Genomic DNA, 15,915 nt, shown 5'->3' on the forward strand with positions numbered 1-15,915 from the left:
GTCCCGCACCCGGAACCCGACGTAGGGTGGCACGGTGCCGCACCCCGTTTCCCGCTACCTTGCCGAAGGCCCTCGTGTGGGCATACGCCACTTCACCCACGCGGACAGCGCCGAGTTCACCGCCCGTGCCCGGGAGAGCAAGGACCTGCACCACCCCTGGCTGTTCCCGCCGGACAGCGCCTCGGCGTATTCCGCGTACGCGCAGCGCCTGATCGAGGACCCGGCCAGGGCCGGCTTCCTGGTCTGCGAGAAGGCGGACGCCGGTGCGGGTCCGAACGACGGAGTCCGTGACGGCTCCATCGCCGGGTTCATCAACATCAACAACATCGTGCACGGCGCGTTCCAGTGCGGCGTCCTGGGGTACGGCGCGTTCGCGCACGCGGCGGGGCGCGGGCTGATGCGCGAAGGGCTGGACCTCGTCGTGCGGCACGCGTTCGGACCGATGCGGCTGCACCGGCTGGAGATCAACGTGCAGCCCGCCAACGCCGCCTCCATCGCCCTGGCCCGTGGCTGCGGATTCCGCCTGGAGGGGTTCTCGCCGGGCATGCTCTTCATCGACGGCGCCTGGCGCGACCACGAACGCTGGGCCCTCACCCGCGAGATGCGGGGACCGCACTGATCGCGTCGGCGCGTACGGCGCCCCGCGTCCGGAAGGCCGTCGCCGCCACCCCGCGCTGATCCGTATCTCCCCCGCCCGGGCGGGGGAGATACGGATCAGCGCGGGACGGGTACGGACGGAGCCGTGGCCGGGCGGGTCAGACAGCGAGGCGGTCCGCGTACTCGCAGACCGCACCGCCCGGGTGCCGCGCGATGAGGTGCGGCCCACCGGTGTGGGGAGCGGGCCCGCGATGATGTCCGCGCCCATGTCGGCCAGCACCTGACCGGCCTCCTCGACGTCCTTCACCGCGATGGTCGCCGCCACCTTGCGCAGCACGTCCAGTTCGGCCGCGGGGCCGCTCATCAGCAGGAAGCAGCCGACGGCGGCCACGTGGACACCGGCCCGCTCGAAGCGCAGCGCCCTGCCTCCCGCCAGCCGCTCGTAGAAGGGGATCGCGGTCTCGATGTCGTCGACGCAGACGCGCAGTGTGGCACCCAGAATCTCCATGGCGACGAGCCTGGTTGGGGAACGGCGTTACGTGCTCGGAGCGTTGGGTACCCGGGCGCCATGCAGCGTTTGGAGCACATGCAGCACCTGGACAAGCACCTGGTCGACGAGTTGGCGCAGGTGACCCGCGAGACCGTACGCGACGAGCTGCGGGAACAGGCGCGGGGGCAGCGCCGCAAGGCCGCCCTGTACGGCGCGTCCGGCGCCGTCGCCCTGTACGCGGGTGCGGCCGTCGCCCTGGCCGTGGGGCTCGCCCTCGCCCTCGTCCTGCCGGACTGGGCCGCCGCGTTGATCACGGCCGTGATCCTGGGCGCCCTGGCCTACGCACTGCGGAACGCGGCCCGTCCCTCGCCCGCCCCCGGGCAGGTGCCCGCCCCCGGGCAGGTGCCCGCCCCCGGGCAGGTGCCCGCCCCCGGGCAGCAGGACGCCGAGCGCGGGCGCACCGGTGGCGTCGCTCCGCCGGTGCCGTCGATGCCGCCCGCCACGGGAGCCGTACCGCCGCGGCCGGACGACCCGGCTCCCGGCGCACCGGGCCCCGATGCGCCGGGCCCCCGGGCCTGACCGGCCGCAAGGCAGGATCCGAACGAGGCGGACGAAGGCACGGGCCACGGCCCGTGCCTTCGTCGTACCGCCCCTTCACCAGGTCACCAGGTCACCAGGTCGCTGGGGCACTGGGCCTGCTCGTCGTTCCACGGGTGGTGGTCCGAGAGCCGCAGTGCCTGGAATCCGGCCCGTTCGGCCATTCGCGCCTGCTCCACCGGCTCGGTGGGACCGTACTGCCCCCACTGCCCCCGTGAGGGGAAACAGCCGTACTCGGACATGGGGTGCCTCCGGGACAAGGGGATGGGGTTCCGGTCCGGGCGCCCAGGGGCCGGAGCGGAAGCCGGCGGACGTTTGGTGACCCCGGTCAGGGGGACGCGGAAGGCTCCCGAGGTACGTGACGACAGCCCCGGAGGCGAACCGTGAGTCGACCCCGCACAGTGATCGTCGGTGCCGGCTTCGCCGGGTACCGCACGGCCCGCACCCTGTCCCGGCTGGCCCGGGGCCGGGCCGACATCACCCTGCTGAACCCGACCGACTACTTCCTGTACCTGCCCCTGCTGCCCCAGGTCGCGGCCGGCGTCCTGGAGCCGCGCCGGGTCACCGTCTCCCTCTCCGGGACGCTGCGGCAGGTACGGCTGGTGCTGGGCGAGGCCGACCGCATCGACCTCGACGCCCGGACCGTGCACTACACCGGCCCCGAGGGCGACGGCGGCAGCCTCGCCTACGACCGGCTGGTGCTGGCCGCCGGCAGTGTCAACAAGCTGTTGCCCGTCCCCGGCGTCGCCGAGCACGCGCACGGCTTCCGAGGGCTGCCCGAGGCGCTGTACCTACGTGACCACGTGACCCGGCAGGTGGAGCTCGCGGCGGCCACCGACGACCCCGCGAGCTGCGCCGCCCGGTGCACCTTCGTGGTGGTCGGCGCCGGTTACACCGGAACCGAAGTCGCCGCGCACGGAAAGCTGTTCAGCGACGCGCAGGTCCACAAGCACCCCCTGCGGACGGGCATGCGGCCACGCTGGCTGCTGCTGGACATCGCCGACCGGGTCCTGCCCGAACTCGACGAGCGGCTCTCCCGCACCGCCGACCGGGTACTGCGCGAGCGGGGCGTGGACGTACGGATGGGAACCTCCGTCAAGGAGGCCACGCGCGAGGGGGTGCTGCTGACCGACGGGGAGTTCGTCGACACGCGGACGCTGGTGTGGTGCGTGGGAGTGCGGCCCGATCCGCTCGCCGAGTCGCTGGGGCTGCCTATGGAACGCGGGCGGCTGCTGGTGGACCCGCAGTTGCGGGTGCCGGGACGGCCCGAGGTGTTCGCCTGCGGTGACGCGGCGGCGGTGCCCGATCTGGAGAAGCCCGGACAGTACACCCCGATGACCGCGCAGCACGCCTGGCGGCAGGGCAAGGTCTGCGCCCACAACGTCGCCGCCTCCCTCGGCGACGGCGAGCCCCGCGCCTACCGCCACCGTGACCTCGGCTTCGTGGTGGACCTGGGCGGCGTCAAGGCGGCGGCCAACCCGCTCGGCGTCAACCTGTCCGGTCCGGCGGCGGGCGCGGTCACCCGCGGCTACCACCTCGCGGCGCTGCCCGGCAACCGGGTGCGGGTCGCCGCCGACTGGCTGCTGGACGCCGTACTGCCGCGGCAGGCGGTGCAGTTGGGGCTCGTACGGTCCTGGTCGGTGCCGCTGGACACGGCGTCCCCGGAACTGGCCAGGGTGCCCTCCGGCCCGGAGCCGAAGCGGTCCGGCGGCGAGGCCGCCGAGCCGGCGAAGCCGCAGCCGGCCGCCGAGCCGGCCAGGAACCAGCCCGGTGGGGAGCCGGCCAGGAACCAGCCCGGTGGGGAGCCGGCCAAGAGCCGGCCCGGTGGCGAGCCCGCGAAGAAGCGGCCCGGTCCCCGGCCGCCCACCGGCCCGCACCTCGCCCCCGGCCCCGTCAAGCGCACCGACAGCTCCGACAGCCCTGCCGATCCCTTCGAAGGAGACTCATGAATACCGGTGAACTCGCCGAGCTCGGGCAGCAGTTGCGCGTGGACAGTGTCCGCGCCGCAGCCGCCGCCGGATCCGGGCACCCCACGTCCTCGATGTCCGCAGCCGACCTGATGGCCGTCCTGCTGGCACGCCACTTCCGCTACGACTTCGACCACCCGGACCACCCGGGCAACGACCGTTTCGTCCTCTCCAAGGGGCACGCCTCACCCCTCATGTACGCCGCGTTCAAGGCGGTCGGCGCCATCGACGACGAGGAACTCCTCACCTTCCGCAAGCTCGGCAGCCGCCTCGAAGGCCATCCCACCCCCCAAAGGCTGCCCTGGGTCGAGACGGCCACCGGGTCGCTCGGCCAGGGGCTGCCGGTCGGCGTCGGCATCGCGCTGGCCGGGAAGCGGCTCGACCGCTCAGGCCACCGGGTGTGGGTGGTGTGCGGGGACAGCGAACTGGCCGAGGGCTCGGTGTGGGAGGCCGCCGAGCACGCCGCGTACGAGAACCTCGACAACCTGACCGCCGTCGTGGACGTGAACCGGCTCGGCCAGCGCGGCCCCACCCGGCACGGCCACGACCTCGACGCGTACGCCCGCCGCTTCGCGGCCTTCGGCTGGCACACCGTGGAGGTGGACGGGCACGACGTCGACGCCGTCGACCGGGCGTACGGGGAGGCGTCCTCCACCAAGGGGCAGCCGACCGTGATCCTCGCCCGCACCCTCAAGGGCAAGGGCGTCGAGGCGGTGCAGGACCGTGAGGGGATGCACGGCAAGCCGCTGCCGGAGGCCGACGAGGCGATCGCCGAACTCGGCGGCCCCCGAGACCTGCGCGTGAGGGTGCCGGAACCGCCCGCCGCCCGCGCGCTGCACGCCGTGTACACCGGGCAGGCCGAACCGCCCCGGTGGGACAAGGGCGAGAAGGTGGCGACACGGAACGCCTTCGGTGAGGCGCTGACCGCCCTCGGCACCGTGCGTGGCGAGGTCGTGGTCCTGGACGGGGAGGTCGGCGACTCCACACGCGCGGAGTTCTTCGCCAAGGAGCATCCCGAACGCTACGTCGAGTGCTACATCGCCGAGCAGCAGCTGGTGGCCACCGCGGTCGGGACGGCGACGCGCGGCTGGGTGCCCTACGCCGCCACCTTCGCCGCCTTCCTGACCCGCGCCCACGACTTCATCCGCATGGCGTCGATCAGCGGTGCCGGCGTCAACCTCGTCGGCTCGCACGCCGGGGTCGCCATCGGCGAGGACGGGCCCAGCCAGATGGGTCTCGAGGACCTGGCGATGATGCGGGCGGTGCACGGCTCGACGGTGCTCTACCCCTGTGACGCCAACCAGACCGCGCGTCTGGTCGCCACGATGGCGGACCTCGACGGCATCCGGTACCTGCGCACCTCGCGCGGCGAGAGCCCCGTGATCTACGGCCCCGGCGAGGAGTTCCCCGTCGGCGGCAGCAAGGTCCTGCGTTCCTCGGAACGGGACCGGCTGACGCTGCTGGCGGCGGGCGTCACGGTGCCCGAGGCTCTGGCCGCCGCGGACGCGCTGGCGGGGGAGGGCATCGCGGTACGGGTGATCGACCTGTACTCGGTCAAGCCCGTCGACCGGGACACCCTGCGCCGGGCCGCCGAGGAGACCGGCTGCCTGGTGACCGTGGAGGACCACCATCCGCAGGGCGGCCTCGGGGACGCGGTCCTCGACGCGTTCACCGACGGACGGCCCGTGCCGCGCCTGGTACGGCTCGCCGTACGCGGCATGCCGGGTTCGGCCTCCCCTGAGGAGCAGCTGCACGCCGCCGGTATCGACGCCGAGTCGATCGCGGCGGCCGGGCGGCTGCTGGTGGAGCAGGCGCTCGTGCCGTGAGCGGCGAGGACACCGCGCGGATCGTGCGGGCCGGGCGCCGTACCGTGCGGATCCACCGGCCGGAAAAGGTGCTCTTCCCCGGCGGCGGGGGCGCCGAGGAGTACACCAAGGGCGACCTCGTCGACTACCACCGGGCCGTCGCCCCCTTCATGCTGCCGCACCTGCGGGGCCGCCCGCTGATGCTGGAGCGGCGCCCGGACGGCATCGACGGGCCCACGTTCCTGCAGAAGAACACCCCCGGGAACTACCCGGAGTGGATCACCCGCGTCGAGGTCGCCAAAGAGGGCGGCACGGTGTGCCACACCGTGTGCGACGACACGGCGACCCTGCTCTACCTCGTCGACCAGGCGAGCATCACCCTGCACCGCTGGCTGTCCCGCGCCGCCCCGGCCCGCGGGATCGACCGTCCGGACCGGCTGGTCTTCGACCTCGATCCCTCGCGGGACGACTTCGAGACGGTCCGGAAGGCGGCCCGGCTGCTGGGGGAGCTGCTGGACGAGCTGAACCTGCCCTCGGCACTGATGACCACGGGCTCCCGCGGGCTCCATGTGATCGTGCCGCTCACCGGTGACCACGGCGTCGACGAGGTGCGCGCCTTCGCCCGTGAGGTCGCCGACACCCTCGCCGACGCCCACCCCGACCGGCTCACCACCGCCGCGCGCAAGAAGGACCGCGGTGACCGGCTCTACCTGGACGTGCAGCGCAACGCCTACGCGCAGACCGCGGTCGCGCCCTGCACCGTCCGCGCCCTGCCCGGCGCTCCCGTCGCGACCCCTCTCTCCTGGGACCAGTTGGACGACCCGGAGCTGCACGCCCGCCGCTGGACCGTCGCCGACGCCCTCGGCCAGCTGCTTACCGGCCCCTGGGCCGGGCTGCCGCGCCGGGGCCGGGCCCTGGGGCCGGCCCGCCGACGGCTGGGCACGCTGCGGGGCTGACCGTCCCGGCCGGACGACCAGGCACGGAGCGCGGCCGTGGCAATCGGGTGAGCCCCAGGAGGTTTGACGAACGGGCTTGCGGCCACACGAAGGAGGAGGTGCCCATGGCGAACGCAAGAAACACCGAAGACTCCAAGGGTTCACAGGAACCACGGGATTCTCACGGATCCCGCAAGTCCACGGAAAACAGCAGAGCGAACAAGCGGCCGGGCCCGATGGAGGTACTGCGCCAAGCGCGCGGCCAGCTCGCGGAGCTCACCGGTATGGAAGCCGAGTCCGTGTCGTCCTTCGAGCAGACGGAGGAGGGCTGGGCGCTGGAGGTCGAGGTCCTCGAACTCGAGCGCGTGCCCGACACGATGAGTCTGATGGCGAGCTACCAGGTGGAGCTCGATCCCGACGGCCAGCTCACCGGCTACCGGCGTGTCCGCCGCTACGAGCGAGGACGGGCCGAGGCGCGCGGGTCCGGCGGCCGGTAGGCCGCCCGCCCGGACCCGCTCCCACACTCACAGAAAGGGAGGAACAGTCGGCATGACAGTCGTACCGGCACAACAGTCCGGCGGTGGAGGCGGCAGCAGCGGCCTTTACGACGTGCTCGAGCTCGTCCTGGACAGGGGGCTCGTCATCGACGCATTCGTGCGTGTCTCCCTGGTCGGCATCGAGATCCTCAAGATCGACGTGCGTGTCGTCGTCGCCAGCGTCGACACCTATCTGCGCTTCGCCGAGGCGTGCAACCGGCTCGATCTGGAGTCCGGGCCCCACAAGGACCCGGGCCTGCCCGACCTGGTCGGTGAGATGACCGAGTCCGGCGCCCGCGGCAAGTCCAAGGGCGCGCTGTCCGGCGCCGCCGAGACCATCTCCGACGCCTTCCAGCAGGCGCGCGGCGAAAGCTCCGAGCGGGAGGGCGAGTCCCGCCCGCGGGCCCGCAAGAGCACCTCGTCACGTCGGAGGGAGGAGCAGGAGTGAGTACGTACGTCTACGGCATCATCGCGAGTACGCACCCCGCCGTTCCCGAGCACCTCAGCGGTGTGGGCGAGGGCCCGCTGCGCGTCCTAAAGTCGGGCGACCTGGCGGCCGTCGTCAGTGACGCCCCCGAGGGGCTGCGCCCCAAGCGCAGGGAACTGCTCGCCCACCAGAACGTGCTCGGTGAGGTCGGTGCGGAGGGCTGTGTGCTGCCGATGCGGTTCGGCAGTGTCGCCCCCGACGACGAGTCCGTCACCGATGTCCTCGCCGAACGCGCCGAGCACTACAAGGAGCGCCTGCGGGCGCTGGACGGCCGGGTCGAGTACAACGTCAAGGCCAATCATGTAGAGGAAGCCGTACTGCACCACGTGATGGCCGGCAATCCGGAGATTCGCGCCCTTGCGGAAGCCAACCGGCAGTCCGGTGGCGGAAGTTACGACGACAAGATCCGTCTCGGCGAGATGGTCGCCAGTGCGGTCAGGGCTCAGGAGGCCGAGGACGGCGTCGCCGTGCAGCGCGCCCTGGAACCGGCGGCCGACGCCGTGGGTGTGGGCCCCGAGTCCACGGGCTGGCTCGCCAACGTCTCCTTCCTGGTGGAGCGCGACGCGGCCGCGGACTTCATGGCCGCCGTGGACCGGGTGCGCGAGGACATGCCCCACCTGGAGGTGCGGCTCAACGGTCCGCTGCCGCCGTACAGCTTCGTGGAACCCGGCCCGGCCGAACCGGCGGGCACCACGGCCGGCGGGGCGGGCGCCGGAGCGGGGTGACGGCATGGGCCTGATCTCGGAGGTACTGCTGCTGCCGTTCGCCCCCGTGCGCGGTAGCGGCTGGGCCATCCAACAGGTGCTTCGCGAGGCGGAACGCATCTACTACGACCCCGCCACGATCCGTACCGAACTGGCACGGCTCGAGGAACAGTTGGAGGCCGGAGAGATCACCGAGGAGGAGTTCGACCAGCAGGAGGACGTACTCCTCGACCGGTTGGAGACCGCAATGCACACCGGCGCCACAGGGGACGGGACGACACCACAATGAACCGAACGGCACTTGGCCTCGCGATAGGGGCCGGATACTTTCTCGGACGGACGAAGAAACTGAAGATGGCGGTCGCCGTCGGCGGCCTGGTGGCCGGCAAGAAGCTGAACCTCGGCCCGCGGATGATCACGGACCTGGTGTCCACGCAGCTGCGGAACAACCCGCAGTTCAAGGAGCTCGGGGACCAGTTGCGCGGGGATCTGCGCGGCGCCGGCAAGGCGGCCTCCGGGGCCCTCGTGGAGCGGCAGCTCGACGCCCTCGCCGGCAAGCTGCACGGCCGTACCGCCGAGATGCGCGACCGGCTGACCGGTCCGGGCGGCCGACCGGACCGCGAGGCCGAGTACGACGAGGACGCCGAGTACGACGAGGACGCCGAGTACGACGAGGACGCCAGGGACGACGAACCGGACGGGGAGGAGCCGGAACCGCCTCCCGAGCGGCCGTCGAAGAGGGCCCCGTCGAAGGAGGCGGCCAAGAAGGCCCCCGCGAAGAAGGCACCGGCAGGGAAGGCCGCTCCGGCGAAGAAGGCCGCGGCCAAGAAGACGGCCGGCAAGAAGACCACGGCCGCGCGGACGGCCTCGTCCCGGGGCACCCGCTCCCGCACGTCGAAGGGAGGCGGTGAGCGATGACCGACGCACTCGGATCGGCCACTTCCGCCGCGCGCGAGGGGACGACGAAGAACCCGCTCGCCGACGTGGCCCACAGCGAGGCCGCCGACCGCCTCAAGGCGGAACTGCAGGACTACCTCGCGGCCCAGGCCACCCGTCTGCTGACCGGGGCCGGCCGCAAACTCGGCGAGACGACCGGCAAACTCACCGACATCGCCGAGGGCAACAGTTCCGGGTTCGCCAAGCTGGCACTCGAGGGCGGTCGCAAACTCGCCGAGGGCAAGAGCCCTCTGCGCAGCGCCGTCGAACTGGGAGCCTCGCGCGTCAAGGACAGCGTGATGGGCGCTTTCAAGGGCCTGGTCGGCGGCAAGGGCAAGGGCAAGCGCTCGGCGGGCAAGAAACCCACCGTCATCATCGAGCACATCGATGTCGGCGTCCCGCTGCGCACCGCCTACGACCAGTGGACCCAGTACCAGGACTTCAGCACCTTCGCGAAGGGTGTCAAGAGCGCCGGCAAGGGCGACGACACCACCTCGGACTGGCAGCTGAAGGTCTTCTGGTCCAACCGCAGCTGGAAGGCGAAGACCACCGAGCAGGTCCCCGACTACCGCATCGTCTGGTCCTCCGAGGGCGCCAAGGGCACCACGAAGGGCGTCGTCTCCTTCCACCGGCTCGCCGACAACCTCACCCGGGTCCTCCTGGTCATCGAGTACTACCCCGTCGGCCTGTTCGAGAAGACCGGCAACATCTGGCGCGCCCAGGGCCGCCGAACCCGGCTCGACCTGAAGAACTTCGCCCGTTTCATCACATTCAAGGGCGAGGCCGAGGACGGCTGGCGCGGCGAGATCCAGGACGGGGAAGTGGTCCGCAGCCACGAGGACGCCGTCGCCGAGGAGGAGGAAGCCTCGCGCGACGAGGCGGCCGACGAGGACGAGGAGGCCGGCGAAGGCGAGGCGGACGAGGAAGAGCCGGAGGCCGAGTACGAGGACGACGAGTACGAGGGCACGGACGAAGCCGCGGAGGGCGGGGAACCGGCCGAGGACGACGAGGACGTCTATGAGGGCGATCAGGAGGACGAAGGCGAGGACGAGTACGAGCCCGAGTACGCCGAGGGCGGGAGCCGACGATGACAACGCCCGGCCGTTTCCCCGAGCCGTATGGCCAGGGAGGCGGCGCCAACCTCGCCGACATCCTTGAGCGGGTGCTCGACAAGGGCATCGTCATCGCGGGCGACATCCGCATCAACCTGCTCGACATCGAACTGCTCACCATCAAACTGCGGCTCGTCATCGCCTCCGTCGACAAGGCGAAGGAGATGGGGATCGACTGGTGGGAGACGGACCCGGCACTGTCCTCACGCGCCCGCCGCTCCGAACTGGCCAAGGAGAACGCCGAGTTGCGTGAGCGGCTGGCAGAACTGGAGGCCGACCGTCCCCTGGAGACCGGCCGTCAGCTGGAGGCCGACCGTCCCCTGGAGACCGGCCGTCAGCAGGAGACCGACCGTCCACAGAAGGAGGCCCCGTGACCGGACTGCGGTACGTCTACGCCGTCTGCCGGCCCTTCGGCACTCCGCTCCAGGCACAACTGGCCGGTGTGGCGGGTGATCCGCCGCGGCTGCTGACCCACCACGACCTGGTGGCCGTCGTCAGCCATGTGCCGGAGGCGGACTTCGCCGAGGAGCCCTTCCGCGCGCATCTGGAGGACCTCGACTGGCTGACCACGGTCGCCCGCGCCCACCAGGGCGTCATCGACGCGCTCACCACCGTCACGACGCCGCTGCCGCTGCGGCTCGGCACCGTGTTCCGCGACGACAGCGGCGTACGGACGATGATGGAGGCGCGCGAGGAGGGCTTCCTGCGGACGCTGGACCGGTTGGACGGCCGGGTCGAATGGGGCGTGAAGGTCTTCGTCGAGGCGGAGCGGGCGCCGGACACCACCGCCGCACCGCCCCCGCGCAAGCCCGTGTCGGGCCGGGACTACCTGCGCCAACGGCGCATGGAGACGAAATCCCACGACGACCTGTGGCAGCGGGCCGAGACTTTCTCGACCCGACTGCACGAGACGCTTTCCGGCTGCGCCGAGGATTCCCGGTTGCACGCACCGCAGAATCCCACGCTCTCCGGCGCCTCGGGGCGCAATGTGCTGAATGCGGCCTATCTCGTACCGCGGGCGGAATCCGAGAAATTCGTGGAAACGGTGGAACGGACGAGGGACGGGGAGCCCGGAATACGGGTGGAACTCACCGGCCCCTGGGCGGCCTATTCGTTCGCCGGGGACGAATCGGTGACGGGGGAGGGAGCATGACCGTCGTCGAACGCCGTGAGATAGCCCTGGTGGATCTGCTCGACCGGCTCCTGGCCGGCGGCGTCGTCATCACCGGCGACCTCACGTTGCGCATCGCGGACGTCGACCTGGTCCGTATCGATCTCAACGCGCTCATCAGCTCGGTGAACGCGAACGTTCCGTCGCCCTTCGAGGAGTTGCGTTGACGGCCGCCCCGGACGACCCTCGCGCCGAGCCGCACGGAGGCCGGCGTGACCGGAGTGGCCGGAACGGTCGGGGTGACGGGAGCGACCGGCGCAACCGGCTCGACCTGGATCCGGACACGGTCGAACGCGACCTGGTCAAACTGGTGCTCACCGTCGTGGAACTGCTGCGCCAGCTCATGGAGCGCCAGGCGCTGCGCCGGTTCGACGAGGGAGACCTGACGGAGGAGCAGGAGGAGCGTATCGGGCTCACCCTGATGCTGCTCGGGGACCGGATGGCGGAACTGCGGGACCGCTACGGGCTGCGGCCCGAGGACCTGAATCTGGACCTCGGGCCGCTCGGACCGCTGCTGCCGCGGGACTGAGTCTCCAAGGGCTCGGCGCCGGGAGTTTCCCGGCGCCGAGCCCTTGGAGTGACGTCGTCCGTCACGCGCCGACTGTCACCTCACCACCTGTACCAGCGGCCCCTGCCTCCGCCTGCCGTTGTGCTGCGCATGAGGAATCCCAACAGCCATACGACGAGAACCGCCAAGGCGATCCACCAGAGCACCTTCACCGCGAAACCGGCACCGAAAAGGACCAGGGCCAGAAGCAGAACGAGCAGAATGGGAACCATGATGTCAACCTCCTGTCCCTTCTGGTTGCCCGGAATTCGCGTTTCAGGCTTCCTTGCTGCACAGAATTTCTCCGTGCAGCACACTGAACCAGCCGTCGTCCCGCGCGCCCCATTCCCGCCAGGCCTGTGCCGCCGCGCGTAGCTGCCCGTCGGTGGCGTGGCCCTGCCCGGTGGCCCGCTCGGCGTAGGCCGATGCCACGGTGCGGTCCGCCCACAGGCCGCTCCACCAGGCCCGCTCCTCGTCGGTCGAGAAGGTCCAGGTGCTCGAGCCGGTGGTGACGTCCGTGAGTCCCGCGGCCAGCGCCCAGGACTTCAGCCGCCGTCCGGCATCCGGTTCGCCGCCGTTGGCCCGCGCCACCCGCCGGTACAGCTCCAGCCAGTCGTCCATGCCCCGCGACGGGGGATGCCAGGTCATCGCCGCGTAGTCCGCGTCACGGACGGCGATGTACCCGCCCGGCCTGGTCACCCGTCTCATCTCGCGCAGCGCCCGCACCGGATCCCCCACGTGCTGGAGCACCTGATGTGCATGGACCACGCAGAACGTGTCGTCCGGGAAGTCCAGCGCGTGCACGTCGCCCACCGTGAAGGCGGTGTTCGCCAGCCCCCGCCCGGCCGCCGTGGCGCGGGCCTGCTCCAGGACGCCCGGCGCCCGGTCGAGACCGGTGACGTGTCCGTCGGGGACGAGCGACGCCAGGTCCGCGGTGATGGTGCCGGGCCCGCATCCGATGTCCAGGATCCGCATGTCGGGCCGCAGCACCCCGAGAAGGTACGCGGCCGAGTTGGCCGCGGTCCGCCAGGTGTGCGACCGCAGCACCGACTCGTGATGCCCGTGGGTATAGACAGCGGTTTCTCGCGGTGCCGGCATGGTGACCCCGTCCCCTCTCGTCGCGTACGCCTCGTCCGAATGACCGTCACCGTACGCACCCCGGCCGCATAATGAGATATGCGTTTCACGGTATGGACGGCAAGGGCGTGCGGGGAATGTCACCGGGCCCGAAGGGTAAAACGGTTTGCCACCTGCACCGACGCCCCGGACAATTGCCTCCCATGGGTCACCTCGAAGCCGCGCATCTGGAGTACTTCCTTCCCGACGGGAGGGCGCTCCTGGGCGACGTGTCCTTCCGGGTGGGAGAAGGGGCCGTCATGGCCCTGGTCGGACCCAACGGCGCGGGTAAGACGACCCTCCTGCGCCTCCTCTCCGGCGAGCTGAAGCCGCACGGCGGATCGGTCACGGTCAGCGGCGGCCTCGGCGTCATGCGCCAGTTCGTGGGCTCCGTACGGGACGGGACGACCGTGCGCGGCCTCCTCGTCTCCGTCGCCACGCCCCGGATCCGCGAGGCGGCCCGCGCCGTCGACAAGGCCGAGCACGCGCTTCACGTCGCCGGCGACGAGAGCGCCCAGATGAGGTACGCGCAGGCCCTCGCCGACTGGGCCGAGGCGCGCGGCTACGAGGCCGAGACGATGTGGGACATGTGCACGACGGCCGCACTCGGCGTCCCGTACGACCAGGCGCAGTGGCGCCAGGTGCGCACCCTCTCCGGCGGCGAGCAGAAACGTCTGGTCCTCGAGGCGCTCCTGCGCGGCACCGACGAGGTCCTGCTCCTCGACGAGCCCGACAACTACCTCGACGTGCCCGGCAAGCGCTGGCTGGAGGAGCGGCTCGAACAGACGCGCAAGACCGTGCTGTTCGTGTCCCACGACCGGGAACTGCTCGCCCGCGCGGCCCAGCGCATCGTCTCCCTCGAACCGAGCCCCACCGGCGCCGACGCCTGGGTGCACGGCGGCGGCTTCGCCACGTACCACGGGGCCCGCAGCGAACGCTTCGCCCGCTTCGAGGAGTTGCGCAGGCGGTGGGACGAGAAGCACGCCCAGCTGAAGAAGCTCGTGCTGAATCTCCGTCAGGCCGCCTCCGTCAGCCATGACATGGCATCCCGGTACCAGGCGGCGCAGACCCGGCTGCGCAAGTTCGAGGAGGCCGGCCCGCCACCGGAGCCGCCGCGCGAGCAGGACATCAGGATGCGGCTCAAGGGCGGCCGGACCGGAGTCCGCGCGGTCACCTGCGAGCAGCTCGAACTCACCGGCCTGATGAAACCCTTCGACCTGGAGGTCTTCTACGGCGAACGGGTCGCCGTACTGGGCTCCAACGGCTCCGGCAAGTCGCACTTCCTGCGCCTGCTCGCCGGGGACGACGTGAGCCACACCGGCGGCTGGCGGCTCGGCGCCCGGGTCGTCCCCGGACACTTCGCACAGACGCACGCGCACCCCGAACTGGAGGGCCGCCCCCTTCTGGACATCCTGTGGAAGGAGCACGCCCAGGACCGGGGCGCCGCCATGTCCCGGCTGCGCCGCTACGAACTGACCGGCCAGGCCGAGCAGACCTTCGAACGGCTCTCCGGCGGCCAGCAGGCCAGGTTCCAGATCCTGCTGCTCGAGCTCCAGGGTGTCACCGCACTGCTGCTCGACGAGCCGACGGACAACCTGGACCTGGAGTCGGCGGAGGCACTCCAGGAGGGCCTGGAGGCCTTCGAGGGCACGGTGGTGGCCGTCACGCACGACCGCTGGTTCGCCCGCTCCTTCGACCGCTACCTGGTCTTCGGCAGCGACGGCAGGGTCCGGGAGACCCCCGAACCGGTGTGGGACGAGCGCAGGGTGGAACGGGCCCGGTAGCGGGAGTGGGTCCGGTCGGCGGAACGGGCCCGGTGCCCGGGATGTTCGTAGAGTGGACGCAGGGACGCGGGTACCCGTGGCCTTCCCGGGCGGGTACCCGGACTGCAGGACGCACACGACGAGCGGGGCACACGATGACCGGAGTCGAGCCGAACCGCCTGGACGACCAGCAGCTCATGAAGGAGCTGGAAACCATTCACCGCACGCGCCACGACACCCTGCTGTACGCCTCCAACGACGCGCTGCGGGCCCACAACGAGCGCATGGCTCAGCTGGAGGGCGAGTACCTGCGCCGCAACCCCCGCCGCTTGGTGGCGTCGGGCCGCACCCGCGAAGGGGCCCGGGAGCGGAGCGGCACGGACACGGCGACCCCCACGACCCCGGGCGCCTGACGGCCACGACCCCGGGCGCCTGACGGCCGCGGTCCCGGGCGCCTGACGGCCGCCGTCCCGGACATGCGACGGCCGTCGAGCCGGGTATCCGGCCGTCGAGCCGACGGCCGTCTTTGCCTCAGGCCGCCTTCGGCTCCGTGGCGAAGACGTCGAGGTACGTCTCGCAGAACGCCCTGAGATCGTCCGGCTTGCGGCTGGTGACCAGCTTGCCGGGGCCGTGGTCGCAGACCTTCACCTGCTCGTCGACCCAGGTGGCACCGGCGTTGCGGAGGTCGGTTCGGAGGCTGGGCCAGCTGGTCAGCTCCCGGCCGCGGACCACGTCCGCCTCGACGAGGACCCAGGGCGCGTGGCAGATCGCGGCGACCGGCCGGCCCTGCTGGAAGAAGTCCCGTACGAACGCGACGGCCGCCTCGTCCGTGCGCAGGAAGTCCGGGTTCGCCACCCCGCCCGGCAGCACCAGCCCGCCGAAGGCGTCGGCAGTCGTGTCGCCGACCACCTCCTGCACGGGGAAGGTGTCCGCCTTGTCGAGATGGTCGAACGCCTGGATCTTGCCGGGCCGCGTCGACACGAGCACGGGTTCGTGACCGGCGCCCACGGCCGCCTGCCACGGCTCGGTCAGTTCGACCTGCTCGACGCCTTCGGGTGCGACAAGGAATGCGATGCGCATGAGGTGCTCTGTCCTTTCGTGCACGGCGTTCGTGCGGTCATGCGGTGGCGCATGGGGGGAACCGGCGGGCTC

At 71.6% G+C, this 15,915-nt stretch carries 19 protein-coding genes and 3 pseudogenes; 17 read left to right on the top strand and 5 right to left on the bottom strand.

The window, feature by feature from the left end:
* Positions 1 to 34: 34 nt before the first annotated feature.
* Positions 35 to 619: a GNAT family N-acetyltransferase gene (locus tag ACFPZI_RS34765; protein ID WP_381371152.1), complete on the top strand. Its 585-nt coding sequence runs from the start codon at positions 35 to 37 to the stop codon at positions 617 to 619.
* Between the two features lie 136 nt (positions 620 to 755).
* Here ACFPZI_RS34765 and ACFPZI_RS34770 read toward each other — a convergent pair.
* Positions 756 to 1,105 (bottom strand): annotated as a pseudogene (locus tag ACFPZI_RS34770) (VOC family protein).
* A gap of 60 nt (positions 1,106 to 1,165) precedes the next feature.
* Between ACFPZI_RS34770 and ACFPZI_RS34775 the strand changes: the two are divergent.
* Complete coding sequence (locus ACFPZI_RS34775) at positions 1,166 to 1,666, top strand: phage holin family protein (RefSeq protein ID WP_381371153.1); 501 nt, start codon at positions 1,166 to 1,168, stop codon at positions 1,664 to 1,666.
* A 104-nt stretch (positions 1,667 to 1,770) separates the two neighbouring features.
* On the opposite strand, the pseudogene ACFPZI_RS34780 reads toward ACFPZI_RS34775, so the two are convergent.
* Positions 1,771 to 1,926, bottom strand: a pseudogene (locus ACFPZI_RS34780) (LLM class F420-dependent oxidoreductase); the annotation flags it as partial.
* Positions 1,927 to 2,067: 141 nt separating this feature from the next.
* On the opposite strand from ACFPZI_RS34780, the gene ACFPZI_RS34785 reads away from it, so the two are divergent.
* From ACFPZI_RS34785 to ACFPZI_RS34845, 13 genes are all read left to right on the top strand, one after another.
* Positions 2,068 to 3,633, top strand: a complete 1,566-nt coding sequence (locus ACFPZI_RS34785) for an NAD(P)/FAD-dependent oxidoreductase (protein WP_381371154.1) — start codon at positions 2,068 to 2,070, stop codon at positions 3,631 to 3,633.
* Positions 3,630 to 5,477 (top strand): transketolase, encoded by a 1,848-nt coding sequence (locus ACFPZI_RS34790; RefSeq protein WP_381371155.1) that lies wholly within the window; start codon positions 3,630 to 3,632, stop codon positions 5,475 to 5,477. Before ACFPZI_RS34785 ends, ACFPZI_RS34790 begins: the two co-directional genes overlap by 4 nt.
* Positions 5,474 to 6,412, top strand: a complete 939-nt coding sequence (ligD, locus tag ACFPZI_RS34795; RefSeq protein ID WP_381371156.1) for a non-homologous end-joining DNA ligase — start codon at positions 5,474 to 5,476, stop codon at positions 6,410 to 6,412. Before ACFPZI_RS34790 ends, ligD begins: the two co-directional genes overlap by 4 nt.
* A gap of 104 nt (positions 6,413 to 6,516) precedes the next feature.
* Positions 6,517 to 6,888, top strand: coding sequence for a gas vesicle protein GvpO (locus ACFPZI_RS34800; protein WP_381371157.1), 372 nt, complete (start codon positions 6,517 to 6,519; stop codon positions 6,886 to 6,888).
* Between the two features lie 52 nt (positions 6,889 to 6,940).
* Entirely contained in the window at positions 6,941 to 7,375 is a 435-nt protein-coding gene (locus ACFPZI_RS34805) for a gas vesicle structural protein GvpA (RefSeq protein WP_381371158.1), read from the top strand.
* Entirely contained in the window at positions 7,372 to 8,139 is a 768-nt protein-coding gene (locus ACFPZI_RS34810) for a GvpL/GvpF family gas vesicle protein (protein ID WP_381371159.1), read from the top strand. Before ACFPZI_RS34805 ends, ACFPZI_RS34810 begins: the two co-directional genes overlap by 4 nt.
* A gap of 4 nt (positions 8,140 to 8,143) precedes the next feature.
* On the top strand, positions 8,144 to 8,407 hold the full coding sequence (locus ACFPZI_RS34815) for a gas vesicle protein GvpG (RefSeq protein ID WP_055597254.1): 264 nt from the start codon (positions 8,144 to 8,146) through the stop codon (positions 8,405 to 8,407).
* On the top strand, positions 8,404 to 9,036 hold the full coding sequence (locus ACFPZI_RS34820) for a DNA primase (protein ID WP_381371160.1): 633 nt from the start codon (positions 8,404 to 8,406) through the stop codon (positions 9,034 to 9,036). Before ACFPZI_RS34815 ends, ACFPZI_RS34820 begins: the two co-directional genes overlap by 4 nt.
* Positions 9,033 to 10,145, top strand: coding sequence for an SRPBCC family protein (locus tag ACFPZI_RS34825; RefSeq protein ID WP_381371161.1), 1,113 nt, complete (start codon positions 9,033 to 9,035; stop codon positions 10,143 to 10,145). Before ACFPZI_RS34820 ends, ACFPZI_RS34825 begins: the two co-directional genes overlap by 4 nt.
* On the top strand, positions 10,142 to 10,540 hold the full coding sequence (locus tag ACFPZI_RS34830; protein WP_381371162.1) for a gas vesicle protein: 399 nt from the start codon (positions 10,142 to 10,144) through the stop codon (positions 10,538 to 10,540). The genes ACFPZI_RS34825 and ACFPZI_RS34830 overlap by 4 nt, the downstream gene beginning before the upstream one ends.
* Complete coding sequence (locus ACFPZI_RS34835; protein WP_381371163.1) at positions 10,537 to 11,319, top strand: GvpL/GvpF family gas vesicle protein; 783 nt, start codon at positions 10,537 to 10,539, stop codon at positions 11,317 to 11,319. Before ACFPZI_RS34830 ends, ACFPZI_RS34835 begins: the two co-directional genes overlap by 4 nt.
* Positions 11,316 to 11,504, top strand: coding sequence for a gas vesicle protein (locus tag ACFPZI_RS34840; protein ID WP_055597259.1), 189 nt, complete (start codon positions 11,316 to 11,318; stop codon positions 11,502 to 11,504). Before ACFPZI_RS34835 ends, ACFPZI_RS34840 begins: the two co-directional genes overlap by 4 nt.
* Positions 11,501 to 11,866 carry a gas vesicle protein K gene (locus ACFPZI_RS34845; protein WP_381371164.1) on the top strand — a complete coding sequence of 122 codons (366 nt, stop codon included), beginning with the start codon at positions 11,501 to 11,503 and terminating at the stop codon, positions 11,864 to 11,866. The genes ACFPZI_RS34840 and ACFPZI_RS34845 overlap by 4 nt, the downstream gene beginning before the upstream one ends.
* A gap of 80 nt (positions 11,867 to 11,946) precedes the next feature.
* On the opposite strand, the gene ACFPZI_RS34850 is transcribed toward ACFPZI_RS34845, so the two are convergent.
* Together ACFPZI_RS34850 and ACFPZI_RS34855 are read right to left on the bottom strand one after the other, a co-directional pair.
* On the bottom strand, positions 11,947 to 12,117 hold the full coding sequence (locus tag ACFPZI_RS34850) for a hypothetical protein (RefSeq protein ID WP_055597260.1): 171 nt from the start codon (positions 12,115 to 12,117) through the stop codon (positions 11,947 to 11,949).
* A 43-nt stretch (positions 12,118 to 12,160) separates the two neighbouring features.
* Positions 12,161 to 12,982, bottom strand: a complete 822-nt coding sequence (locus ACFPZI_RS34855; protein WP_381371165.1) for a methyltransferase domain-containing protein — start codon at positions 12,980 to 12,982, stop codon at positions 12,161 to 12,163.
* Between the two features lie 182 nt (positions 12,983 to 13,164).
* Here ACFPZI_RS34855 and ACFPZI_RS34860 point away from each other — a divergent pair, with 182 nt between their 5' ends.
* Both ACFPZI_RS34860 and ACFPZI_RS34865 read left to right on the top strand, forming a co-directional pair.
* A complete protein-coding gene (locus ACFPZI_RS34860; RefSeq protein ID WP_381371166.1) occupies positions 13,165 to 14,784 on the top strand; it encodes an ABC-F family ATP-binding cassette domain-containing protein in 1,620 nt (539 codons plus the stop codon).
* A gap of 102 nt (positions 14,785 to 14,886) precedes the next feature.
* Positions 14,887 to 15,176 (top strand): annotated as a pseudogene (locus ACFPZI_RS34865) (DUF6158 family protein).
* A gap of 118 nt (positions 15,177 to 15,294) precedes the next feature.
* Here ACFPZI_RS34865 and ACFPZI_RS34870 read toward each other — a convergent pair.
* On the bottom strand, positions 15,295 to 15,843 hold the full coding sequence (locus tag ACFPZI_RS34870; protein WP_381371167.1) for a type 1 glutamine amidotransferase domain-containing protein: 549 nt from the start codon (positions 15,841 to 15,843) through the stop codon (positions 15,295 to 15,297).
* Positions 15,844 to 15,915: the final 72 nt, after the last annotated feature.

The organism is Streptomyces chlorus (genome assembly GCF_042655885.1).
In the GTDB taxonomy this organism is placed as follows: Bacteria; Actinomycetota; Actinomycetes; order Streptomycetales; family Streptomycetaceae; genus Streptomyces; species Streptomyces chlorus.